This window comes from Rudaea sp. 3F27F6 (assembly GCF_005503555.1).
GTDB lineage: Bacteria > Pseudomonadota > Gammaproteobacteria > Xanthomonadales > Rhodanobacteraceae > Rudaea.
In genome coordinates this window covers 241,571-265,341 of the sequence record NZ_SCNG01000004.1, presented here as the reverse complement: position 1 = coordinate 265,341, position 23,771 = coordinate 241,571, and the positions used below count along the sequence as shown (strand labels likewise).

The following is a 23,771-nucleotide window of genomic DNA, read 5'->3' as shown; positions in this document are numbered from 1 at the left end:
AACGTTCCGGCCCGCCGGCATCTGGCGACGACAAAGGCGGCGCATCCGGGCGCCGCGTGTACTAATGCGTTATTCCATTCGCACGACTAAAGCACAAATGCTGCGTCGCGTCAAAGGTTGTCGCGAATAGACGCCTAAACGCCTATACGAGTAGTCGATGCGAGGCGCAAATCCATCGCGCGATTCGGAAATCGCCCGCGCCCGTGACTACGCTCGCATCTATAACGCATCGGCCCCGGTTTCGCCCGTGCGGATGCGGATCACCTGCTCGAGATCGTGCACGAAAATCTTGCCGTCGCCGATCTTGCCGCTGTTCGCGGAGGCAAGGATCGTTTCGACGACGCGTTCGACGATGTTCTCGGCGACCGCGATCTCGATCTTGATCTTGGGTAGGAAATCGACGACGTACTCCGCGCCGCGATACAACTCGGTATGGCCTTTTTGCCGGCCGAAACCCTTGACTTCGGTCACCGTGATGCCTTGCACGCCCACTTCGGCGAGTGCTTGGCGCACGTCGTCGAGCTTGAACGGTTTGATGATGGCGGTGACCAGTTTCATGCTTGTCGAAAGAGTCTCGTGTGGCCCGACTATACCGAAAAAGTCGTACCCGTGCGCTTTCGCTTTTGCGTGACGTACGTTCACCTGTTTCTGTCTAGCGTGTAGGAAAATTCCTACAAGCGAATCAGTAAACTGCCACTGCCCGGCCGAAACCCTTCGGCTAGGCTTTCCCCGTCCGCTGCACATCGTTGTTTGAGAGGTATCGCCGTGATTGCCGTCTCCACCCTCGACGACCTGGCCCGCCGCCTGGTCGATCTCGTCCCACCCGATTTGAAAGAAGCGCGCGAGCGCCTCGGCGCATCTTCGAACGAGGCACGCGAAGATCTGTCCGCGAATTTCAAGGACGCGCTGCGTTCCGGCCTGCGCCGGCTCGATCTCGTCACGCGCGAGGAATTCGACGTGCAACGCTGCGTCCTGCTGCGCACGCGCGAAATGGTCGAATCGCTCGAGCACCGCGTCGCCGAACTCGAAGTGCTGCTGGCCGGCAAGGCGGCGTCTCACTGAATGACGGTCGATCGGCATGGAGCCGATAAGACCAGAGTTTTCCGCGGACGGCCGTGAATCAAGGTCGGCGCTCTGCGCCGATGGTTGCGACGATCACGGCTCGTCGTCTGGTTTGCATGCAATGCAACCCTCTTTGCACGGACAGCAAGTGGAACCGGCACGGCCGCACGCGGAATCTTGGATGCAAGCCCAATCATGGATGGGCGCTTGGGAACACTGCCGGGATCGGCAGCCGAACACGGATGTTCGAACTCTGATTGCCACTGCCAAGCGCGGCGATCGCCAAGCGACTTTCCTCCGTAACCGTGCCGATCGGCGCCGGTTTTCCGCGTTGCCGGCCGGGTTTCCTTGAGTCTCGCCACCGTCCATAGCCGGGCGCAGGACGGTGTCGCCGCGCCCGCGGTGACGGTTGAAGTGCATCTGTCGGGCGGCCTGCCCGGCACCTCGATCGTCGGCCTGCCCGAGGCCGCGGTGAAAGAAGCACGCGACCGCGTGCGCGTGGCGATTCAGAATGCGCAGTTTGAATATCCCGCCCGGCGCGTGACCGTCAGTTTGGCGCCGGCCGATCTGCCGAAGGACGGGGGCCGGTTCGACCTGCCGATCGCACTCGGCATTCTCGCCGCCGCGGGCCACATACCCAAGGAGACCCTGACCGCGTACGAATTCCTCGGTGAACTCGCACTTTCCGGCGAACTGCGCGCGGTCACGGGCGTGCTGCCCGCGGCGTTGAAAACCGCCCACGCCGGTCGCGCGCTGATCGTGCCACGAATCAACGCGGCCGAGGCTGCGCTCGTCTCCGGCGCGGAGGTGCGCGGCGCCGACACCCTGCTCGACGTGCTTGCCTTCCTGCGCGGCGCGGGTGGCCTCGCGGACGGCGCTGTCTTGTTGGGGGCGAATACGGCCGGGGACGACCACAACTATCCCGATCTCGCCGAGGTGCGCGGACAGGCGCAGGCGCGCCGCGCGCTCGAAGTGGCCGCTGCCGGGGCGCATCATCTGTTGCTCTCCGGGCCGCCGGGCACGGGCAAGACGATGCTCGCGAGCCGCTTGCCCGGCATCCTGCCGCCGTTGACCGAGCGTGAGGCGCTGGAATCGGCCGCCGTTCGCTCGGTCGCCGGGCAAAGCATGGATCTGCGTACCTGGAAGCTCCGGCCGTTCAGACAACCGCATCACACGGCGTCCGCGGTCGCGCTCGTCGGCGGGGGCTCGATCCCGCGACCGGGCGAGATTTCGCTGGCGCATCACGGCGTTCTGTTCCTCGACGAACTGCCCGAATTCGACCGTCATGTGCTCGAAGTGCTGCGCGAGCCGCTCGAGTCGGGGCGTGTCGCGATTTCGCGTGCGGCGCGGCAGGCCGAGTTTCCGGCAGCGTTTCAGCTCGTCGCGGCGATGAACCCGTGCCCGTGCGGCTATGCAGGCGACCCGTCGGGTCGTTGCGCGTGTACGCCCGAGGCGATCCGCCGTTATCGCGCGCGCATTTCCGGTCCGCTGCTCGATCGCATCGATCTGCAAGTCGAAGTGCCACGCGTGCCGCTGTCCGAACTCGGCGATGCCGCGCCGTTGGGTGAGTCGAGCGCGGTCGTGCGCGAGCGCGTGGTCGCCGCACGTGCGCGGCAGATGCAGCGCGCCGGCAAGCCGAATACGCTGCTCGGCTCGCATGAGTTGCGGCGCGATTGCGCGCTGTCGGCAAGCGACCGCGCCTTGCTCGAACGCGCACTCGACAAGCTCGGTCTGTCGGCACGGGCCTACCATCGTATCCTGCGCGTCGCGCGCACAGTCGCCGATCTCGCCGGTAGCGAAGCGATCGCCACGCCTCATCTGAGCGAGGCGATCCAGTATCGGCGGCTGGCGCCGCGCACATGAAGCGAGCGGCGTTGAATATGAGTCGCTTCACGTGGAAGTTCGATTCATCTGGCACGGCTCTCGATGTTTCTGTGCGCCCAACCGCCTGATCGGATGCTTTCTCTGCTGCGCTACCATGAGCGCATGGGCAAAGACGAAACGAATACGAGCGCCGGTGGTCTGCGCGGTCTGCTCGATGCGCTGTGGCGCATTCATGCGCGCAACGAGACCGCGGTGCTCGGCATCGTGACGGCGACGGAAGGCTCGACCTATCAGAAGCCCGGCGCGCTTGTGTTGCTCGACGGCAAGGGACTCAAGCATGGCGTGATCAGCGGCGGTTGTCTCGAACCCGCGCTCGAAGACGCGGCGGCGCGGGTGCATCGCGGCGGCCGCGCCGCGACGGTCGACTTCGACACACGCAGCGACGAAGACCTGCTGTTCGGCAGCGGCATTGGCTGCCGCGGCCGCGTGAACATGCTGCTGTTGCCGTTGCCGCCGCGTGCACCGTTGGCGCGCGCGCTGTTCGCCGCGCTCGATCGCGGCCTGGACTTGCAATTGGCCTTCGCGATGGACGAAAACGAGCTCGGCGCAGGCAGATCGAATTCGGACGCCGCGAGCCTGCGATCGATCGCGGTGCAGTGGAATCGCGAGGGCGATGCGAGCGACGTGCCGATCGAGACCGCGCTGCACGTCGAGATCGCCGCGCCGCCGCGCCTACTGTTGCTCGGCGCCGGTCCGGAAACCGCGCCGCTCGCGCTTTTCGCGCGCCGGCTCGGCTGGTTTGTCGATGTCGTTGAACATCGCGGACGCTGGGCCGCCTTCGCCAAGGATGCGGCGATCGATCGCCTGGTCGATCTCGCGCCCGAAGCGGCCATTGAGGCCGTGGCCGGCGATCGCTACGACGCGATGCTGGTCATGAGCCACAACTACTCGATCGACTTGGCCTGGCTGCGCTTCTGCGCTGCGGCCGAAACGGCTTATGTCGGCCTGCTCGGTCCGGCCGCACGTCGCGAGGCGCTGCTCAGCGAACTCGATGCCGGTGCGCGCGAGCGCCTCGCTTCGCGCCTGCGCGCACCGATCGGGCTCGATCTCGGCGGCCACGGCGGCGAAGCGGTTGCGCTCGCGATCGCCGCGCAATTGCAACAGTATTTTTCTGCGCGCAGGCGTCTGGTCGTTGCGCAGCGCGTCGCCAATGTCGATGCCTGAGAATTTTGCCAAGCATGGTGTCGTCGTGCTCGCCGCGGGCGCATCGACGCGGCTCGGTCAGTCCAAGCAGCTTTTGATTTTTCGCGATGAAACACTGGTGCACCGCGCCGCGCGGCTCGCGCTGGAGACACGGCCGCACGAAGCGGTGGTCGTGCTCGGATTCGACGCCGATCGGATTTACCCGCAACTGACGGATCTGCCGATTCGCCCGGTCGATTGCGGCGATTGGCGGCAAGGACTCGGCGCTTCGCTGCGCGCCGGAGTCGATGCGCTCTCGCCGAGTTGCTCAGGTGTTCTCGTCGTTCTATGCGACCAGCCGCGTCTCGATGCCTTGCATCTGCGCGCGTTGCGCGATCGCTGGCGCAACGCGCCCAATCGCGCGGCTGCTTCTTTCTACGCCGGGCAGCTCGGTGCGCCGGCTCTGCTGCCGCGTGCCTGGTTCGGTGCGATCGATGCCGAATCGGACCGCGGCATGCGCGATCTGCTGGTCCGGCGCTCCGATCGCATCGATGCCGTCGCGAACGAAGCGCTCGCGTTCGACATCGATCTTCCGGGCGATCTGCATCATCTTTCCTGAGGGTCCGATTCGCGCCGCGTATTCGCGGGCCGAATTTCTCAATCCTCTGATGCTCGTCTTTCCAGGGGCGAGCAACGCGGATGGTGGCTCCGGCGAACCCGACACACCGCCGATTGCATCGGTCGAGGTGAATCCGATGTTCGTCGCGGCGGGCGGCACTTGCGCAAATTTCCTTGTGTTTGCTCCGGTGATCTCCGCCGTCGCAGGCGCTTCCCTCTCGAGGATGCCCTGCACGGTCGTACGAGCTCGGTTCTCATCGGCTAGCTGGCCCGGACGCAGTCGTAATCGTCGTTCCCTTTTAGGTCGTTATTGTCCTGATCAGGATAAGATGTATTCTATTTGTCCTGATTGGGATAAGTTTTTGGTCGTAACCGCGCCTGCTCCAGCGTCGGAACCGTTGACATGGGCCGGCGATTCGTTCGACTCGAAACCACACGAACCTTAGTCAACGACAGGCGCGCCGCCGAGGTCATCATGTCCATCAATGTCTCTCCCGTTACGGATCGTCCGAGTCGCCCGCAGCGCTCGCGCTGGCGCTGGTTGAAATGGCTGTTGTGGGGCGTCGTCGGCCTCGTCGTGTTCATACCGCTGTGCGGCACGGTCTACGAATTCGTCAGCCGCATGCGCGCCGCACGCGAATATCCGGTGCCGGGAAAACTCGTCGACATCGGCGGGCGTCGATTGCAGATCGACTGCCGCGGTAGCGGGTCGCCGACGGTCGTATTCGAGGCCGGCCTCGACACGCACGGCTCGCTGAGCTGGGCCGCCGTGCAGGATGACGTCGCCAAGACCACGCGCGCCTGCGCCTACAGCCGCGCGGGCATCATGTGGAGCGATCCTCACGCGGGGCCGCAGAACGGCACCACGGTCGTCGCCGACCTGCATGCGCTGCTCGCAAACGCCGGCGAGAAGCCACCGTTCGTGCTGGTCGGACATTCGCTCGGCGGCCCCTACGTCATGACCTACACGAAAAACTACGGCGATCAGGTTGCCGGCCTCGTCTTCGTCGATGCCTCGCATCCGGATCAACTGCAGCGTTTCCAGGCGGTGAATCCCAAGGGCGAAAAAGAGAGAGCCGCGGAGGAGAACCAAGCGAGGGTGATGTCGATAGGGGCGAAACTCGCCTGGAGCGGACTGGTGCGCATCGCCGCGGCGAGCATGCTGTCTTTGCCGAACGTGCGGCCGACGCCTTTGTTGGATTCGGTGCACAAGGAAATGCTGGATTTCTTCCCGATCTCACTCGACGCGGCGGCCAAGGAGATGAGCGCGCTGCCGGATACGTTCGCCGAGGCCGGTAAATTGCGCCGGCTCGGCGATCGACCCCTGGTAGTGCTCACGGGCGCCAGGCCGTACAGCGAGGAAATGATGAAGCTGATCGGCATGACCCGCGAACAAGTCAACAGGATGGTGGCCGTGTGGCTGGAACTGCACAATGACGAAGCGACCTGGTCTTCGCGCGGCGAGCATGAAGTGCTCAACGACGCGACGCACTATATTCAGTTCGATCGTCCCGACGCGGTGATCGCCGCGGTGCGCAAAGTCGTGGCGCAGGTGCGCGAGCCGTCTCCTTCCCTCCAGCCCGACGTACCGAGCCCTGCTCCTGCTTCAGCGGCTCAATAGGCGGTCCGCCACACACGCGGGCCGAGAGTCGGTCTGCTCAATCTGTTGTGGATGCCTGCATAAACAAAAAAGCGCGACTCCATCGAGTCGCGCTTTTTTTTGCCGAGGCGTGATTGCCAGCCGCCCTTTCTTATCGGGCGTATGGAAGACTTACGCCGCTTTTTCGCCGTGGAACTGTTCTTCTTCGGTCGAACCCTTGAGCGCGGTCGTCGACGACTGACCTTGCTGGATCGTTTGCGTAACCGCGTCGAAATAGCCCGTGCCGACTTCGCGCTGATGCTTGACCGCGGTAAAGCCGCGCTCGGCCGCGGCGAACTCGGCTTCCTGCAGTTCGACGAAGGCGCTCATCTGACGGCGCGCGTAGCCGTGCGCGAGGTTGAACATCGAGTAGTTGAGCGCATGGAAGCCGGCCAGCGTGATGAACTGGAACTTGTAGCCGTAGCTGGCGATTTCCTTTTGGAACTTGGCGATCGTCGCGTCGTCGAGATTCTTCTTCCAGTTGAACGACGGCGAGCAGTTGTAGGCGAGCAGCTTGCCCGGGAACTGCTTGTGGATCGCATCGGCAAACGCCTTGGCGAACTTCAGGTCGGGCTTGCCGGTTTCGCACCAGACCAGGTCGGCGTAGGGCGCGTAGGCGAGGCCGCGGCTGATTGCCTGGTCGAGGCCGTTGCGCGTCTTGTAGAAGCCTTCGACCGTGCGCTCGCCGGTGGTGAACGGCTGGTCGTTCGCGTCGACGTCGCTGGTCAGCAGGTCGGCGGCTTCCGCGTCGGTGCGCGCGACGAGCAAGGTCGGCACGCCGAGTACGTCGGCGGCGAGGCGCGCGGCATTGAGCTTCTCGACGGCTTCGCGCGTCGGCACGAGCACCTTGCCGCCCATATGGCCGCACTTCTTCACGCTGGCGAGCTGGTCTTCGAAGTGCACGCCCGCGGCGCCGGCCTCGATCATCGCCTTCATCAGCTCGAACGCGTTGAGCACGCCGCCGAAGCCGGCTTCGGCGTCGGCGACGATCGGCTGAAGGAAGTCGATCGAGTCGTCGCCTTCGGCGTGATAGAGCTGGTCGGCGCGCAGCAGCGCATTGTTGATGCGCTTGACCACGGCCGGCACGGAGTCCGCCGGGTACAGCGACTGGTCCGGGTACATCTGTCCGGCAAGGTTCGCGTCGGCCGCGACCTGCCAGCCGGAAAGATAGATCGCCTTGAGGCCGGCCTTGACCTGCTGCATCGCCTGGTTGCCGGTCAGCGCGCCGAGCGCGTTGACGAAGTCGTCGGTGTGCAGCGATTTCCACAGCTTCTCGGCGCCGAGGCGCGCGAGCGAATGCTCGACGTGCACGGTGCCGCGCAGGCGTACGACGTCTTCGGCCGTGTAGTTGCGCTTGATCCCGGTCCAGCGCGGATTGTTCGCCCAGTCCAGCTTGATCTGTTCGGCGGAGGGAAGAGTCGGTTTCATGCTGCGTTCCTTGGTCTTCGGGGGTGGAGGATGGAAAAGGCGGGAGACATCTCCCGTCGGCGGGTCCGCTCGCGCGGAATCAGGTTTTCGCGTAGATCGACTCGGCGAGCTGGCGCGAGGCGTGCAGAAGCTGCGTCTGGCTGCGTGCTCCGGTCTGCGCGATGCGTTCGTCGATGCTGAGGATCGCGTCGTCGAACAGGGCGAAATCGACCGGTGTGCCGTCGGCGAGGGTGACCGCGTCGTCGCGCAGCCAACGGCGCAGTTCGGTCAAAGCGGTCGCAACGGGCGTGGCGCAAATCAGCGCGTGCACGCAGCGATCGATGCTGGCGGCGAATTCCGCTCGGGTTGCCGGCGCGTCGGCCATGCGTGCGGCGAGCGCAGTCCGGCTCTGCTGCTGGCAAGTCCAGTCATCGGTCGAGGTCGCACTCAAGCTCATGAATCGCGCTCCGTACCCACTATGTTGCGTAGCAGCACACTAGGCTTGGAAAAACTATTTGACAAATCGAATGTTTCAATGAAATATTTTGAAAAAATCAAATAATAACTAATATTTTGATTTCAAAACGGATTTCATGCGCAATTCGGATACAACGGGAGCGAAATCGAGCGCGCGAGGGCGTCGCCGCGGCAAGGCCGCGCCGGCGGCGAAGCGCGCAGGCGATGCCGAGTCGGCGCGGTTCTATTACAAAGGCAGCCGCCTCAAGCAGCTGCGCGCGTTCTGTTATGCGGTGAAGTTCGGCAGCGTCGTGCGTGCGGCGGAATCGCTGTTCCTCTCGCCGTCTTCGGTCAGCCTGCAGTTGTCGGCGCTCGAATCCGAATTCGGCGCGCGCCTGCTCGAACGCACGCGCCCGCGTCTCGTGTTGACTGCAGACGGTCAGGTGCTTTACGAACTGGCACGGCCGCTCGTCGAGGGCATGGAGAATCTCGACCATCAGTTCCGTAGCCGCCGCACGGGCACGCCGGCACGCGAGATCCACATCGCCTGCGGCAACTCGACGATCCAGTATTTGCTGCCCGAATGGGTGCGCGCCTATCGCGAGAAGTTTCCCGACGTGCGCCTCGATCTGGCCAACGTCACCGGCATCGATGGCCTGGCCTTGCTGCGTTCGGACAAGGTCGATTTCGCGGTCGGCTCGATGCTCGACGTGCCGCACGATCTCGACTACGAAGCGGTGCGCTGGTTCGATCCGATGCTGATCGTGCCGCACGGCCATGCACTCGCTGAGAAGGCCGACATCGCGCTCGAAGACATTTCGCCGTATGGGCTGATCCTGCCGCCGCAGCGTCTCACGACGTATCGCATGGTCGATCTTGTCTTCCAGCAGCGCAAGGTGCCGTACCACGTCGCGATCGAGGTCGGCGGCTGGGAGGTGATCAAGCAATACGTTGCGATGGGGCAGGGGATCTCGATCGTCACCGGCATCTGCGTCAAGCCGGCGGACCAGGAGCGGCTGGTCGCGCGCAATATGCGGCGATATTTTCCGCAGCGAAGCTATGGTGTCGTCATGCGCAAGGGCAAGTATCTGTCCGAACAGGCGCGCGCATTCATCGACCTGATCAAGCCGGACATGTTCGGCCGTCGGGACTATTACGATTCAGGGCATTCGGAGCGCTAGATCGGCGCCGCCGGGGGCGGGGAAATTCGCGGAACCGCCGTAGGTTTGCCGGATACGGCGGCTCCGCGAGCGGCTTCCGCCGCAACACCTGTTCCCGTCCTGTCGTGATTGCGGTGGGGAGTCCGTTAATCTCGACGTAGGCTATCTTCCATGCGGATATCGCAGTCAGCGCGCAGAAACTATGGAGAAATCTTGAAAGCTCGAATGCCCATGTTCCGCAGGCGTCTGCGCCGCGTTATCGTGGCCGCCTACTCATTATTTTCCTCGTTCTCAATGCGCCTGCGTTTGTGGCATCGCCTGTTTCTCGCCTTCGCCGTGCTGACCGTGGCGATCATTGCCGGCTTTGTCGTCTGGCAGCAGCGCAATTTCCGCGAGGGCTTTTCGACCTACCTCAACGAAGTCGCGCGGCAGCGTCTGCAATCGGCCGGCGAGCGCCTGGCCGACGCCTATGCCGATCACAACTCTTGGGATTTCCTGCGCAACGACGTGCGCGCATTCGAGGGGTATGTCGATCCGTTCCGCATGAAGCACCGCCTCGCGGCGGAGAATCAGCCGCGAGCCGTATCGCCTGAACCGCCGCGCGTCGAGCCGCCGCCACCGGACGCGGTGCCTCCGCCGGGTCCGCCGCCGCCCGACGGGCCTCCGCGCGAAGGCCCGGGCATGCGTATGGGCGTGGCCAGCCGGGTATTGCTGATCGACGCGGCGGAGCAACCCGTCATCGGCGACCCACGCATCGCCGACGAGACCGAGATCTTGCGCGTCGCGATCGAATCCGATGGTAAAAAAGTCGGCCACCTGCTGATGCGCAAGATTCCCGCGCGCACCTTCGGCGGCCCCGATCTCGCCTTCGCGATGGCACAGCGGCACGGCGCTATCATCGCCGGCGCGGTCGCATTGCTCGTCGCACTCGGCTTCGCGTTCGCGATCGCGCGCTGGCTGCTCGCGCCGGTGCGCGCGCTGACCCAAGGTGTGCATGCGCTGACCGCGGGAGACTACAAACAACGCGTCGCGCCGGCTGGCAGCGCGGAACTCGGTGCGCTGGCGCGCGACTTCAACCGTCTCGCGCAGACGCTCGAATCGCATCGCGAGGCACGGCGGCGCTGGGGCGCCGACATCGCGCACGAACTGCGCACGCCGCTCAGCGTATTGCGCGGCGAGATTTCCGCGCTGCAGGACGGCGTGCGCGCGCCGACGCCGGCCGCGTTCGACTCGCTCGCCGTTGAAGGCCATCGCTTGTCGGGTTTGATCGAGGATTTGTATCAACTCGCGCTCGCCGACGCCGGCGCGCTCGAATACCGTTTCGAGACGCTCGACTTGGTCGAAGTGGTGCGCGACGCTGCGCAACTGCAGAAGCGCGCCTGTGCCGACGCGGGCCTCGCGCTCGAACTCAATCTGCCGGGCGAGGGCCTCGCCGTCCGCGGCGATATGCGGCGTCTCGGCCAGTTGCTCGACAACCTTATCGCCAACGCGCGGCGCTACACAGACGCGCCGGGGCGAATCCGCATCGAATTGACGCGCGTCAAAGAGACGGTGCGCCTGATCCTCGACGACACCCCGCCCGGCGTACCGGCCGAATCGCTGCCGATGTTGTTCGAGCGCCTGTATCGCGTCGACAACTCGCGCGCGCGCAACAGCGGCGGCGCCGGCCTGGGGCTCGCTATTTGCCGCGCCATCGTCGAGGCGCATAGCGGTACGATAAGCGCCGAAACCTCGCCCCTCGGCGGATTGCGCATCCTCATCGATCTGCCGCGCAGCACGGAGACTCTCGCATGACGACTTCAGCGAACGATTCGACCAAATCCGATGCGCCCAAACATGTCCTCGTCGTCGAGGACGAGCCGAAGATTGCCGCCTTGCTGCGCGACTACCTCGCCGTATCGGCCTTCCAGGTCAGTGTGCGCGAAACGGGCGAAGGCACGGTCGAGTGGATTCAGCAGCATGCTCCGGACGCGGTCATTCTCGACCTGATGTTGCCCGGCGTCGACGGGCTCACGATCTGCCGCACCTTGCGCGGGCTGCCAGACAAGCGCGCGGCCGATGTGCCGATTCTCATGCTGACCGCGCGCGTCGAAGAGATCGACCGACTGCTCGGCCTCGAACTCGGTGCCGACGACTACATCTGCAAACCGTTCAGTCCGCGCGAGGTCGTCGCCCGGGTCAAGGCCGTGCTGCGACGCGTGGCGCTCGGAGCGAATGCGCCGCAGCCGCCGATCGATCTCGACGACGAACGTTTCGAAGCGCGTGTGCGTGGTCAGCCGCTGGCGCTGACTCCGGTCGAGTTCCGTCTGCTGCGCAAACTCTCCGCTCAGCCCGGTCGTGTCTATTCGCGCCAGCAATTGATGGATGCGCTCTACAGCGATCATCGCGTGGTCAGTGACCGCACGGTGGACAGTCATATCAAGAATTTGCGTCGCAAGCTTGCCGACGTCGGCGTCGATCCGATCGCCTCGATCTACGGACTCGGCTATCGCTTCGAGTGGAACGACGAGCCGCCGTCGGAAAAGACGGCCTGACGCAGATCGGGGCGTAACGAGGCGCACTAACTGCGGCTAGGGTAGTTTCAGAAGCGGCTGTCTCCGCTTCGATCGTTTCCGATTGGCCTCGATCTCGCGCTGCAAGCCGCTCTTCGCGCGCCGAACCGCTATTCTTGCGCGATGCTCAACAAACTCTGGCTCGGTTTTTTCCTCGTCGCGGCCGCCTCGGCGCTTGCGCGCTGGACCCTGGGCGGCGATGCGGCCGTGTTCGCTGCGATGATCGCCGCGTTGTTCGACATGGCCAAGCTCTCGGTCGAAGTCGTGATCCTGCTGTTCGGCACACTGACCTTGTGGCTCGGCTTTCTGCGCATCGCCGAGCAGGCTGGCCTGATCGATCTGCTCGCGCGTGCTCTTGGACCGTTGTTCGCTCGGCTGATGCCCGAGGTGCCGCGCGGCCATCCCGCGATCGGCCTGATTACGCTCAATTTCGCCGCCAACATGCTCGGCCTCGACAACGCGGCGACGCCGATGGGCTTGCGCGCGATGCGCGAACTGCAGACGCTGAATCCGAAGCCCGATACCGCAAGCAATGCCCAGATTCTGTTCCTCGTGCTGCACTCGTCTTCACTCGTGCTGCTGCCGGTGACGATCTTCATGTATCGCGCGCAGCAGGGCGCGCACGATCCGACGACGGTGTTCCTGCCGATTCTGCTTGCGACCTGCGCTTCGGCTTTGACCGGGCTGCTTGCCGTTGCCTTTGTGCAGAAGCTGAAACTGTTCACACCTGTCGTGCTGGCCTATCTCGGCAGCTTCGCCGTGCTGATGGCGATCTTCATCACGACGCTCGCCTCGCTTGCGCCGGCCGCGCTTGCCGCGTTCTCATCGCTTGCGGGCAATCTCGCGATGTTCGCGATCATTCTGCTGTTCCTTGTCGTCGGCGCGGTGAAGAAGGTGCCGGTCTACGAGAGCTTTATCGAAGGCGCCAAACAGGGATTCGACGTGGCCAAAGACGTGCTGCCGTATCTCGTCGCGATGCTTTGCGCGATCGGCGTGCTGCGCGCATCGGGCGCGATGGACTTCCTGCTCGAGGGGGTGCGCCTCGCCGTGCAGGGCGTGGGGCTCGACACGCGCTTCGTCGATGCGCTGCCGACCGCTTTGGCCAAGCCGTTTTCCGGCAGCGCAGCGCGCGCGCTGCTGATCGAGACGATGAAGACTCAGGGCGTCGACAGTTTCCCCGCGCTCGTCGCCGCAACCGTGCAGGGCAGCACCGAGACCACGTTCTACGTGCTCGCCGTCTACTTCGGTTCGGTGGGCATCAAGCGCGCACGGCACGCGGTCGGCTGCGCGGTCGTCGCCGACCTGGCCGGCATCCTCGCGTCGATCTTGGTCTGCTACTGGTTTTTCGGCTAGCTCGATCCAGTAGCGGAGCGCTCAGCGCGCCGCGGGCTTTCCACCGAGCACGCGGGCCGGCAGCATCAGCAGTGCGCGCAGAAACTCGAAGACGCCTTCGACGGCGATGCCGAGGAGGCGGAACGGCAGCAGCACGAGCCAGAAGATCGGATAAAGGATCAGTGCGGCCAGCGCGATCGGCCAGCAAAACACGAAGAGCAGCAGCCAGAGGATAAAGGTCAGCATTGTCGATCTCTCGATAGCCGGGGAACACGGCCAACGTGGGGCCACTCTACGCCGGCGCAAGCGTGCGCGGGAGTGCCGAACGGCACGGTTGCGCACCGGTTCATCCTGGCGTTGTCTGGGTAGCGACGGAGACGACAGGATTCCGCTAAGGAGTGCCCGGAATCATCGCTTTCTCGTCTTCTTCCTCAGTGCTGGCTTCGATTTCCGCGGGGCGCTCGTCGGCCTCGAACAGCCGGTCCAGGTCGGCCAGCGCGTCCTTGGCCGTCTGCAACAGCGCCGCATCGTCGTCGTAGACGAGGTGCTGGTCGCGCAGCAATTGTTCGTCGCGCTTGCGGAAGATATCGATGCGCGCCTTTGCGATCTCGGGCGCAATGCCGAGATCGACGAGCACGCCCTTGGCCATGACCAGACTCGAATAGAACGTGTCACGCACGATGCCGTCGATGCTCAGATCCATGAGCCGCCACACGTGCTGGCGATTGCGCGCGCGCGCGATGATTTTGATGTGCGGATAAAGGCGTTTGACGATGCGCGCGGTACGGATATTGAGTTCCGGATCGTCGGTCGTAAGGACGAAGATCTCGGCCTTCTCGATGCCGGCGGCACGCAGAAGCTCCGGCCGACTCGAATCGCCGAAGTAAATGTTCTGATTGAAGCGGCGGACCAGTTCGACCTGCTCGACCGAACTTTCCAGTGCGGTGAACGGAATCTTCTGCGCGCGCAGCACGCGCGCAATGATCTGGCCGACGCGGCCATAGCCGGCGATGATGACGCGCGGATGCTGGTCGGGAATGACGTCGAATTCGGGCTGCGGTTTCTTTTTTCGCTCGGTCAGCCACTTGCTGCCGCCGATCACGAGCAACGGCGTCAGTGCCATCGACAAAGTGACCGCGACGACGAGCAAACTGTGTTGGCCCGACTCGAGCAGACGATGGTCGCGGGCGAGGTTGAGTACGACGAAGGCGAACTCGCCGCCGCCGGCGAGCACGAGCGCGAGCCTGGCCGACTCGTTGAAATCGAGCCTGCCGGACACCTTGCCGAGCGCAAGCAGCACGAGTGCCTTGACCGCGAGCAGGCTGATCACGATCAGGCCGATGGCGACAGGCTGCTGTTTGACCAGATGCAGGTCGAGCGAGACGCCGACACCGACGAAGAACAGGCCGAGCAGCAGGCCTTTGAACGGCTCGATCTGCGCTTCGATCTCGTGACGGAATTCCGAATCGGCGAGGAGCACGCCGGCGAGAAACGCGCCGAGCGACATCTGCATGCCGGCCAGTTCCATAAGCCACGCCGCGCCGAACACCACGAGCAGAGCCATCGCGGTGAACACTTCGGGAATCTGCGTTGCGGCCACCGCGCGGAAGACCGGGCGCAGAAGATAGCGGCCGCCGACCGCGACGACCGCGATCACGCCGATTGCCTCCGCGGCCGCGATCCACGTATTGCCGCCGGCTTCGGGCGTGCCGTGGACGCCGAGCAAGGGCACGAGGGCCAGGATCGGGATCGCGGCCAAGTCCTGGAACAGCAGGATGGCGAAGGCGAGGCGGCCGTGCGGTTCGCCGATTTCCTTGCGCTCGGCAAGGATCTGCAAGCCGATTGCCGTCGAGGACAGAGCGAGGGCGAGGCCGACGATGACCGCGCTCGACATCGTCACGCCGACGGTGACCGCGATGCCGCCGAGGATCAGCGCGGAAAGGACGACCTGGATCAGGCCGGCACCGAACACGGCCTTGCGCATAAGCCAAAGGCGGGCGGGGGACAGTTCGAGACCGATCACGAACAGCAGCAGGATCACGCCGAGTTCGGACAACTCGTTGGCCTGGCTCATGTCCGGTGCGAAATCGAGGAAGCTCGGTCCGATCAGCGCGCCCGCGCCGAGATAACCGAGTACGGCGCCGAGCCCCGCACGTTTCGACAACGCCACCGCGATCACCGCTGCGGCGAGAAACATCACCATGTACTGAAGGAAGTGCGAACCTTCCATCACGAGTCCTCGAGTCCTGTCTGCATTATAGACACCGAATGTGCCGGTGCCGCGGAATTTGACGCGCCGCGTCGACGCTACGGATGCGAGCCCGCGCAATCTCAGGCGCTGAGATGGTCGCGCGGCAAGCTCGTCCGCAATCTGGCGAGGAGTAGATCATGCGTGCGACGTTCTTGTATTCAAGTGCGATTCCCTCGATGGGCGTGAAAGAACCGGCAATCGCCGTGCGCATCGCGCAGGCTTGGCTGGCGCTCGGCTGCCTTGCGCTGTTGTGCTTGCCGGCATTGCGCGGTCGCAGCGAATGGATCGGCTGGCTGCCGCTCTGGCTCGTGGTCGTGCCTGCGGCACAGTTGCTGATCCTGCGTTGGCGCGCGCTGTTCGCTGCGTCGCACTCGGCCTGGGCGCGGCTGCATCGTCACGGCGCAAAACCCGCTTCGCGCCGCGCACATCGTTCGCGCAAGCCTGCCGTGCGGCGGCGAGCGCGTGCCGAGAGTCGCAGCAGCGCCTTGCTGGCCGCGTTGCTTCTCAGGTAAGAGCGGGCACGTGCGCCGAAGAGACTTATTTCGAGACGCGGAGCGCTCCGCTCAATCGGTGATGCCGAGCCGCTTGCGTTCGAGCCGGCGCAGGAATTCTTCCATGATGCGGCGATAAAGGTCTTCGCCGAGGTAATCGTCCTCGACGCCGGCGTCGATCGAAGGGTTGTCGTTGACTTCGATGACGACGATGCGGTCGCCGTTCTGCTTCAAGTCGACGCCGTAGAGGCCGTCGCCGATCGAGGAGGTCGCTTTCAGGGCGAGCTTGACGACGTCGCTCGGTGCGTCGCGCACGGGCAAGGTCTTGAAGCCACCGGACTTCTGCGACGCGTTCGCGCCATGGTTGTAAATCTGCCAATGCCCGCGCGACATAAAGTACTGGCACGCGTACAGCGCCTGGCCGTCGAGCACGCCGATGCGCCAGTCGAATTCGGTGAACATGAATTCCTGAGCGAGCACGAGGGCGGTGTGCTGAAACAGATCGTCGGCTGCGGTCTTGAGCTGCTCGGGCGTCTCCACCTTGACGATACCGCGCGAGAACGAGCCGTCCGGGATCTTCAGCACGATCGGAAAGCCGAGCAAGTCGGGTAGCTCGGCGAGCTTTTTCGCGTCGTCGCGGTAGAGGATTTCGGTTTTCGGCGTAGCCAGTTTGCGCGACTTAAGCAGATCGTGCAGATAGATCTTGTTCGTGCACTTGAGGATCGAGCCCGGATCGTCGATCACCACCATGCCTTCCTTCTCCGCCTTGTTGGCGAAGCGGTAGGTGTGGTTGTCGAGCGCGGTGGTCTCGCGGATGAACAGGCCGTCGTATTCGGCCAGACGCGTGTAGTCGTTCTTGCCGATGATCTCGACCTCGATGCCGATCTCCTTGCCGGCTTCGATAAAGGACTTCAGCGCGCGCTTGTTCGACGGCGGCATCGCCTCGTTCGGGTCGGCGAGCATCGCGATGTCGTAACGGTAGGCCTTGCGCGCACGCGGCTTGCGCCAGAGCTTCTTCGAGAATTTGTCGAGCGCGGCGGCGAAAGAGTCTTCCTGCTGGTCGGTCAGCGTATGCAGACCGGCCGGTTTGATCGCGCTGATCTGCCAGACCTTCTCGCGCTCGAATTCCAGGCGCAGGATCGGGCACGGGAAACTCTCGAAGACCTGACGCGCGAGATCGGACAGGGCCGCGTAGCTGGTCTCGCCGAAATACACGAGTACGCCGAAATCGGTTGTGTCGCGCCCGCCTTCGGGCAGGAACTTGATCAGCTTCTGGTTGAGATCTTCGATGTCGAGGCCGTACAGCGCGCGCTTGCGCAGATCGTTGATCGTGCGCACCGAGGGAATGACCTTGTGCCCGCGTGCCTCGGCGAGCAGAGAAACGTAGTAGCCGATGCCGAGATATTTGTAGCTGCGGCAAAGATTGATGACCTGCACGCGCTCGTCGTCGACGTCGATCGACTCCTTCAAATAATCCTGAGCCGCGACGACGTTATCCGAGGGATAGTACGAGCCCCAGTCCGAGGCTTTTTCCACGACGATGACCAGTCTGCTCATGCGTGGTCAGCGCGCGGAATCGAAGAATGCAATTGCGCCGGCCGCTCTGAAACGGAGAGGAGAGCACCCGAGAATATGGACGGGGGTTCGGACATGGCGGCCTGCGCCGTAGTTACGAGGCGCGCAGTTTGACACAATTGCGCCGCTCGGGATTCAGCGAAATCCAACAATTCACTTGAAATTCACGTCGGGTCCGCGGCTTCGTTGTCGCGGCCTGTGGCCTTGGTTTAGGCGTCGCGCATGTCCTCCTCACACACCGATATTTCGATCCGCCCCGCCGTCGACGCCGATCTCGGCGCGCTGCTTGCGCTCGAACGTGCCTCGTTCACGACCGACCACTTGTCGCTGAGGCAATACCGGCAGCACCTGCATAGCGCGACGGCGACGGTACTCGCCGCAGTCGACGCAGACGGACTGCTCGGAAAAGCCGTGGTGTTCTATCGCCAGGGCAGCGATATCGCACGTCTTTATTCGATCGCCGTAGCGGAACGCGCGCGCGGGCGCGGCATCGCCAAGTCGTTGCTCGCTGCGGTCGAAACGGCGGCACACCAACGCGATTGCTCGCGCCTGCGTCTGGAAGTGCGCAAAGACAATGCTGCGGCGATTGCGCTGTACGAACGCCTCGGCTTCCAGCGTTTCGGCGAGAAGCACGGCTTCTACGAAGACGGCGCGGACGCCTGGCGTTATCAAAAAGTTATCGGATAAGTTCTCTGCGCTAGACGCGGATTGATACGCGTTAACCCCATTCGCCCCGCGGTGGCGATCAATGAGCTGGACAACAGCGCGACGGGTGCAGGCATGACGGCATGGGCGGCGTCTTTTTATGATGGGACTTTGCACGGCTCCGCGCCGCCGCAGGATATCGGCGAAGCGCGAGCCGGTGGCATGGACGGGGTTTCCGATGCGCAGCTGATGCAGCGCTTCGGCAACGGCGACGCCGAGGCATTCCGGTCCTTGTATCTGCGTCACCGCGACCGACTGTATCGCTACGCCTTGCGCCTTGCCGCCAGTCCGGCCGAGGCGGACGAAATTTTTCAGGAAGTGTGGCTTGCGGTGGTTCACGGTCGCGTCCGTTATCGCCCGACGGCGAGTTTCGTCACCTATCTGTTCTCCATCGCGCATCGGCGCATGATCGATTCCCTGCGTCGCCGAGGGCGGCGTTGGGAAGATTCCGTGGCCGACGAGAACCTGGAGCGGATCGCGGACGAGGTCTCGCAGCAGCCACTGGAAATCGCCTTGCGCGTCGAGCATCGCGACGCGATGAATGCCGCGGTGTCGAGATTGCCGCTGATGCAGCGCGAAGCCTTCCTCATGCAAGCTGAAAGCGGAATGACGCTCGAAGAAATCGCCGAAGCGACGCAGACCGGGCGCGAGACGGTAAAGAGTCGACTGCGCTACGCGTACGCGCGCCTGCGCCGTGATCTGGAGGAAGCCCGATGAGCCGCGAGGAATTCGATACCGCTTTGCTTAAGGCATACCTTGCCGCGGTCGACGAACGGCCTGCGCCCGCGATCGATGAGCGAATTCTGCGTGAGGCTAGGATACAAGCATCGCGGCGGCGCTATGGGCGTTATCTAGTTTCGCTGGCTGCTGCGGCGTCGCTGGCCTTGGTCGTGGTGTCCGCTCAGCGCATGCACGGAATGTCCGTGTCCGAGGCGTCGCGCGTGCAGGTAGCGAGCGGCGCCGATCGGGTGACGGCGGAATTGATGCGCCTGCAGCCGCGGTCGACTGCACGGTCCACGGTGGCGGATTTTCTGCTCGATTCGACCCCCCCATCCGCTTCGGATGCCGAGGCAAACGATGTTCCCTGATTTGATGGAGGACCACGCAATGTGGCGATTACCGAGTATTAGTGCGATCTCACTGGCTCTCACGATGGCCTTGTTCTGCCATGGAGTGTCCGCCCAGGATACCTCGAGCTTCAATATCAGCAGTTCGACTACCTCGATGGTGGGGCCGCCTAAGGATTGGACGTTCGGTGGCAATGCGGTAAATCGTTACCGCACCTGGACGGACATCGCGCAAGGCCTGTCGGGTGGCGGTCGCTGTTCGATCATCGAGGCGATGTGGCATTCTTCGACCGGAACACACCTTCGTTCGCCGGATGTCCCGGCGAATCAGTTCGCCACTGTGATGCAGGCCATTTCGGCGCAGGATTATCGCGGCAAGCGCGTGCGCTTCTCCGCGCAGCTCAGCTCTGTCGAGGTCGTTGGGCAGGCCGGACTATGGATGCGTGTCGATGGCGAGAACGGCAAAGTGCTGAAGTTCGACGACATGGGTTCGCGCCCGGTCAATGGCACGACGTCGTGGACCGGATACGACGTAGTCCTCGATATTCCCGTGGAAAGCGCCGTGATCCAGTTCGGCTATCTGCTGGCCGGCGAAGGCAAGGTCAAGGCCGCAGCGTTCCGCCTCGAAGTCGTCGACGCGAGCACGCCGGCGACGGCGGCCGACGTGCCAAAGGCGAAAGAGGATTTGTCCAAGACGCCGCGCAATCTCGAACTGCATCTGTAGCGGGCGGTACCGCGCAGCCCGCTCGCATGGAAGTACCGCTGCTCGTGCGGCGCGTCAGTGTCCGTTCGCTGCCTTGCGTGCCGCCACTTCATTCATGATGCGGTCGGTGTAAGCGATGCCGATCGCGGAAAGAATGAAGACGCAGTGGATGATGGTCTGCCACATCACGCCGGTCGGCGTTAGGGTATTGCAGCGCGGCGCGGCCACGTCGGTGGCCTTGATCAGTATGTAGTCGTCGGCGGTACACATCGGCAGGCCGTCCAGCGTGCCTGCGGCGATAAAGGTCTTGAGCAGATGGATCGAGGAGATGCCGATGATCGCCATCGCCAGTTTGACCTTGAGCACCGAGGCGTTGACGTGACTGAGCCACTCGGGCTGGTCGGGATGGTTTTCCAGGCGCAAGCGCGAGACGAAGGTCTCGTAGCCGCCGACGATGACCATGACGAGCAAGTTGGAGATCATCACCACGTCGATCAGGCCGAGCACGATCAGCATGATTTCCTGCTCGCTGAAGTTCATCGCGCCCTTGATCAGGTGCAGCAACTCCTTGACGAACAGCACGACGTAGACGGCTTGCGCGACGATCAGGCCGAGGTAGAGCGGCAGCTGCAGCCAGCGCGAGGAGAAGATCAGCAATGGCAGCGGCGGCATACCTCGCTGCGGCGAATTCGATGACATGGACTACCCCGTAATACGACCCAAAGGCCGCCGATTGTAGCCGCCGAATGTTTGTATTCCGTTATGAGGCCGCGGTCGGATTGTTTCGTCCGCCCGGCCTGTCTACCATCGCGCATCGCATAGCAATCGGGATACCGGAAATGTCAGTGCCTGTCTTCTTCCGACTTCGTCTGCGCGCCGCGCCGCTGCTGGCGGGATTGCTGTTTGCCGGCTGCGCGACCCAGCCGCGCGAGCCGGTGCAGCCGGTGCCGCAGCCGCCGGTCGCCGCGGTGCATCCGTATCCGGTGTCTTCGCCGAGCGGCACGCGCATCGACAACTATTACTGGCTGCGTGACGACACGCGCAGCAAGCCCGAGGTACTCAATTACCTCAAGGCCGAAAACGCTTATTACGCGCAGATGACCCAGCATACGCAGGCGCTGCAGGAGACGCTGTACAAGGAAATCGCCGCGCGTCTCGCGCCCGACGACGCCAGCGTGCCGGTGAAGTACCGTCATTGCTGGTACCAGACGCGCTACGCGCAGGGTGCGGAATACCCGGTCTATCTGCGTCGCTGCGGCAAGCCGGATGGGCACGAGGAAGTGATGCTCGACGGACCCGTGCTCGCCAAGGGCCACGACTTTTTCCAGATCGGCCAATACGAAATCAGCCCGAACGAGAAGCTGGCTGCCTACGCCGAGGATACCGCGGGGCGTCAGCAGTTCACGATCCGCATCAAGGATCTGGTCAGCGGCAAGATTCTACCCGACGAATTGAAAAACACGCCCGGTGCAATGGCCTGGGCCGACGACAACCGCACGCTGTTCTACGTCGAGAACGATCCGATCACCCTGCTCACCGTGCGCGTGAAAAAACATACGCTCGGCACCGACCCGAAGAAGGACACCGTCGTCTACGAGGAGCGCGACCACAGCTACTACCTCGACATCGCGCGCACGGGCGACGACAAGTTCATCGCGATCGAATCGCAGTCGACGCTGTCGAGCGAAATCCGCTTTATCCCGGCGAGCCAGCCCAAGGCGCGCTTCAAAGTGCTCGCTCCGCGCGAGCACGATCTCGAATACCACGCCGAGCACATCGATCGGCGCTGGGTGATCCGCACCAACTGGCAAGCGAAGAACTATCGCGTGATGCAGGTCGACGACGCCCAGGCCGGCGACAAGAAGCGCTGGCGCGAGATCGTGCCGGCGCGCAATGACGCGACGGTCGACCGCATCGCCCTGTTCCGCGACTACCTCGTCATCGGCGAGCACAGCGAAGGCCTCGCACGCGTGCGCATCAAACCGTGGCGCGAAGGTGCGTCGCGTCTCGTCGACGTGGCCGAAGCCGATTATGCGGCGACTATCGGCGACAACCGGGAGCCGAACACCGACGTGCTGCGCTACAACGTCACCTCGCTGGTCACGCCGAACACGGTCTACGACCTCGACATGCGCACCGGCAAGCGCGAAGAGAGAAAGCGCGAAGCCGTGGTCGGCTATGACGCGGCGAACTACACGACTGAGCGCGTCTGGGCCGTCGCGCGCGACGGCGTCAAGGTGCCGGTGTCGGTGGCTTGGCGCAAAGACCTGAAACGCGACGGCAGCGCGCCGATGCTGCAGATCGGCTACGGCTCTTACGGCGCGCAGAACGATCCGCGTTTCAGCCCCGCTTACGTGTCTCTGCTCGATCGCGGCTTCGTCGTCTCGCTCGCGCATATCCGCGGCGGCGGCGAACTCGGCCGCAGTTGGTACGAAGACGGCAAGCTGCTGAAGAAGAAGAACACGTTTACCGACTTCATCGACACGACCGAATATCTCGTCGCGCAAAAATACGCGGCGAAGGACAAGGTGTTCGCCTTCGGTCGCAGCGCGGGCGGCTTGCTTATGGGCGCGATCGCGAACATGGCGCCGCAGGACTATCGCGGCATCTTCACTCAGGTGCCTTTCGTCGACGTGGTCACGACCATGCTCGACGATTCGATTCCGCTGACGACGAACGAATACGACGAGTGGGGCAATCCGCAGGACACGAAGTTCTACGAGTACATGCTCGCGTATTCGCCGTACGACAACGTCAAGGCGCAGAACTACCCGGCGATGCTCGTCACCACGGGCCTCAACGATTCGCAGGTGCAGTACTACGAGCCGAGCAAATGGGTGGCGAAGCTGCGCGCGACGAAGACGGACAAAAATCCGCTGTTGTTCAAGATCAACATGGAGGCCGGCCATGGTGGCAAGAGCGGCCGCTATACGCACTGGCGCGAGACGGCCGAAGCCTACGCATTCATGCTCGACCAACTGCCGGCGCCGGCCAAGACGACGAAGAAGTAGCTTGCCGCTGCCGGCTTATCTCGCGGCAGCGCGTACCACCGGCTCTTCGAGCGCATCGACGAGTTCGGCTAGATTGCGCACGATCAGGTCGGGATGAACTTCGGACTGCCGCGACGCCTCGGTCCAGCTCGTTGCGCCGCGATGCAGCCATACGCTGCGCAGTCCGGCACGATGTGCGCCGATCACGTCGAGTTCGGCGTCGTCGCCGACGTGCAGCACTTCGTCGGGAGCGAGTTCGAGCCGTTCGCAGGCGGCGTGGAAAATATCCGCGGCCGGTTTGGCCGTGCCGAACGCGCTCGCATGCAGGGTGAAGCGGAAATGCGCCGCGAGACCGATCGCACCGAGGTCGGCGTTGCCGTTGGTGATCACCGCGAGCGGATAGCGCGTGCCGAGCTGCGTGAGCGCGGGTAGCGCGTCGGTATAGCACTCGACGCGGTTGCGCTCGGCGTAGAACGCGGCGAAGGCGGCATCGACGTGATCGTCGCAGTAGCCGTGTGGCAGCAGCGCCGCGCGCAGCGACAAGCGGCGCTGCGCGCTGAAATCATGCGCGATCTGCGGGTTCTCGTCGGCGACGCGGTTGCGCAATGCGCGCATCGCCTCGACCGGATAGGCCGCCGCGGTGCGCGGGCAGTTCGTCCGCAGCCATGCGTCGAGCTGCCGCTCGGCGCGCAGCATCACAGGCTCGATCGGCCAGAGCGTATCGTCGAGATCGAACGTAATCGCGCGGATGCGCATG

At 63.9% G+C, this 23,771-nt stretch carries 23 protein-coding genes; 15 read left to right on the top strand and 8 right to left on the bottom strand.

Going from position 1 to position 23,771, the window contains the following annotated elements:
* Positions 1-219: 219 nt before the first annotated feature.
* Positions 220-558 carry a P-II family nitrogen regulator gene (locus FFS30_RS16560; protein WP_137914289.1) on the bottom strand — a complete coding sequence of 113 codons (339 nt, stop codon included), beginning with the start codon at positions 556-558 and terminating at the stop codon, positions 220-222.
* A gap of 207 nt (positions 559-765) precedes the next feature.
* On the opposite strand from FFS30_RS16560, the gene FFS30_RS16555 reads away from it, so the two are divergent.
* The 5 genes from FFS30_RS16555 (at position 766) to FFS30_RS16535 (ending at position 6,307) form a co-directional block, all read left to right on the top strand.
* Complete coding sequence (locus tag FFS30_RS16555) at positions 766-1,062, top strand: accessory factor UbiK family protein (protein ID WP_137914288.1); 297 nt, start codon at positions 766-768, stop codon at positions 1,060-1,062.
* Positions 1,063-1,410: 348 nt separating this feature from the next.
* On the top strand, positions 1,411-2,925 hold the full coding sequence (locus tag FFS30_RS16550; protein ID WP_137914287.1) for a YifB family Mg chelatase-like AAA ATPase: 1,515 nt from the start codon (positions 1,411-1,413) through the stop codon (positions 2,923-2,925).
* A gap of 93 nt (positions 2,926-3,018) precedes the next feature.
* On the top strand, positions 3,019-4,110 hold the full coding sequence (locus FFS30_RS16545; protein ID WP_171014683.1) for an XdhC/CoxI family protein: 1,092 nt from the start codon (positions 3,019-3,021) through the stop codon (positions 4,108-4,110).
* Positions 4,103-4,687, top strand: a complete 585-nt coding sequence (locus tag FFS30_RS16540; RefSeq protein ID WP_171014682.1) for a nucleotidyltransferase family protein — start codon at positions 4,103-4,105, stop codon at positions 4,685-4,687. The genes FFS30_RS16545 and FFS30_RS16540 overlap by 8 nt, the downstream gene beginning before the upstream one ends.
* 474 nt (positions 4,688-5,161) lie before the next feature.
* On the top strand, positions 5,162-6,307 hold the full coding sequence (locus FFS30_RS16535; protein ID WP_137914284.1) for an alpha/beta hydrolase: 1,146 nt from the start codon (positions 5,162-5,164) through the stop codon (positions 6,305-6,307).
* A 150-nt stretch (positions 6,308-6,457) separates the two neighbouring features.
* Here the strand turns inward: FFS30_RS16535 and aceA are convergent, their stop codons facing one another.
* Positions 6,458-7,753: an isocitrate lyase gene (gene aceA, locus FFS30_RS16530; protein ID WP_137914283.1), complete on the bottom strand. Its 1,296-nt coding sequence runs from the start codon at positions 7,751-7,753 to the stop codon at positions 6,458-6,460.
* A 79-nt stretch (positions 7,754-7,832) separates the two neighbouring features.
* Positions 7,833-8,189 (bottom strand): hypothetical protein, encoded by a 357-nt coding sequence (locus tag FFS30_RS16525; protein WP_137914282.1) that lies wholly within the window; start codon positions 8,187-8,189, stop codon positions 7,833-7,835.
* 136 nt (positions 8,190-8,325) lie between these two features.
* Between FFS30_RS16525 and FFS30_RS16520 the strand changes: the two genes are divergently transcribed.
* The 4 genes from FFS30_RS16520 to FFS30_RS16505 all read left to right on the top strand — a co-directional run bounded on the left by FFS30_RS16520 (position 8,326) and on the right by FFS30_RS16505 (position 13,253).
* The gene (locus tag FFS30_RS16520) at positions 8,326-9,369 is read left to right on the top strand and encodes a LysR family transcriptional regulator (protein WP_137914281.1); all 1,044 of its coding nucleotides are present in this window, start codon (positions 8,326-8,328) and stop codon (positions 9,367-9,369) included.
* A gap of 210 nt (positions 9,370-9,579) precedes the next feature.
* On the top strand, positions 9,580-11,142 hold the full coding sequence (locus FFS30_RS16515) for an ATP-binding protein (protein WP_212742496.1): 1,563 nt from the start codon (positions 9,580-9,582) through the stop codon (positions 11,140-11,142).
* Positions 11,139-11,882, top strand: a complete 744-nt coding sequence (locus FFS30_RS16510) for a response regulator (protein ID WP_137914279.1) — start codon at positions 11,139-11,141, stop codon at positions 11,880-11,882. The genes FFS30_RS16515 and FFS30_RS16510 overlap by 4 nt, the downstream gene beginning before the upstream one ends.
* Before the next feature lie 141 nt (positions 11,883-12,023).
* A complete protein-coding gene (locus FFS30_RS16505; protein WP_137914278.1) occupies positions 12,024-13,253 on the top strand; it encodes a spore maturation protein in 1,230 nt (409 codons plus the stop codon).
* Positions 13,254-13,274: 21 nt separating this feature from the next.
* On the opposite strand, the gene FFS30_RS16500 is transcribed toward FFS30_RS16505, so the two are convergent.
* Both FFS30_RS16500 and FFS30_RS16495 read right to left on the bottom strand, forming a co-directional pair.
* Positions 13,275-13,478 (bottom strand): hypothetical protein, encoded by a 204-nt coding sequence (locus FFS30_RS16500; RefSeq protein WP_137914277.1) that lies wholly within the window; start codon positions 13,476-13,478, stop codon positions 13,275-13,277.
* Positions 13,479-13,623: 145 nt separating this feature from the next.
* Positions 13,624-15,462, bottom strand: coding sequence for a monovalent cation:proton antiporter-2 (CPA2) family protein (locus tag FFS30_RS16495; protein ID WP_137914276.1), 1,839 nt, complete (start codon positions 15,460-15,462; stop codon positions 13,624-13,626).
* A 158-nt stretch (positions 15,463-15,620) separates the two neighbouring features.
* Between FFS30_RS16495 and FFS30_RS16490 the strand changes: the two genes are divergently transcribed.
* Positions 15,621-15,995, top strand: a complete 375-nt coding sequence (locus FFS30_RS16490) for a hypothetical protein (protein ID WP_249352520.1) — start codon at positions 15,621-15,623, stop codon at positions 15,993-15,995.
* Between the two features lie 51 nt (positions 15,996-16,046).
* Here FFS30_RS16490 and FFS30_RS16485 read toward each other — a convergent pair whose 3' ends face one another.
* The gene (locus tag FFS30_RS16485) at positions 16,047-17,531 is read right to left on the bottom strand and encodes a RimK family protein (RefSeq protein WP_137914275.1); all 1,485 of its coding nucleotides are present in this window, start codon (positions 17,529-17,531) and stop codon (positions 16,047-16,049) included.
* Positions 17,532-17,771: 240 nt separating this feature from the next.
* Here FFS30_RS16485 and FFS30_RS16480 point away from each other — a divergent pair, with 240 nt between their 5' ends.
* From FFS30_RS16480 to FFS30_RS16465, 4 genes are all read left to right on the top strand, one after another.
* Entirely contained in the window at positions 17,772-18,236 is a 465-nt protein-coding gene (locus FFS30_RS16480; RefSeq protein WP_137914274.1) for an N-acetyltransferase, read from the top strand.
* A gap of 51 nt (positions 18,237-18,287) precedes the next feature.
* Positions 18,288-18,971: a sigma-70 family RNA polymerase sigma factor gene (locus FFS30_RS16475; RefSeq protein ID WP_137914273.1), complete on the top strand. Its 684-nt coding sequence runs from the start codon at positions 18,288-18,290 to the stop codon at positions 18,969-18,971.
* Positions 18,968-19,342 carry a hypothetical protein gene (locus FFS30_RS16470; RefSeq protein WP_137914272.1) on the top strand — a complete coding sequence of 125 codons (375 nt, stop codon included), beginning with the start codon at positions 18,968-18,970 and terminating at the stop codon, positions 19,340-19,342. Before FFS30_RS16475 ends, FFS30_RS16470 begins: the two co-directional genes overlap by 4 nt.
* 64 nt (positions 19,343-19,406) lie before the next feature.
* Complete coding sequence (locus FFS30_RS16465; RefSeq protein ID WP_137914271.1) at positions 19,407-20,045, top strand: hypothetical protein; 639 nt, start codon at positions 19,407-19,409, stop codon at positions 20,043-20,045.
* Positions 20,046-20,099: 54 nt separating this feature from the next.
* Here the strand turns inward: FFS30_RS16465 and FFS30_RS16460 are convergent, their stop codons facing one another.
* The gene (locus FFS30_RS16460; protein ID WP_137914270.1) at positions 20,100-20,723 is read right to left on the bottom strand and encodes a TIGR00645 family protein; all 624 of its coding nucleotides are present in this window, start codon (positions 20,721-20,723) and stop codon (positions 20,100-20,102) included.
* Between the two features lie 140 nt (positions 20,724-20,863).
* Here FFS30_RS16460 and FFS30_RS16455 point away from each other — a divergent pair, with 140 nt between their 5' ends.
* Positions 20,864-23,035 carry a S9 family peptidase gene (locus FFS30_RS16455; protein WP_137914269.1) on the top strand — a complete coding sequence of 724 codons (2,172 nt, stop codon included), beginning with the start codon at positions 20,864-20,866 and terminating at the stop codon, positions 23,033-23,035.
* A gap of 15 nt (positions 23,036-23,050) precedes the next feature.
* On the opposite strand, the gene FFS30_RS16450 is transcribed toward FFS30_RS16455, so the two are convergent.
* Complete coding sequence (locus FFS30_RS16450) at positions 23,051-23,770, bottom strand: HAD-IA family hydrolase (protein ID WP_137914268.1); 720 nt, start codon at positions 23,768-23,770, stop codon at positions 23,051-23,053.
* Position 23,771 lies beyond the last annotated feature (1 nt).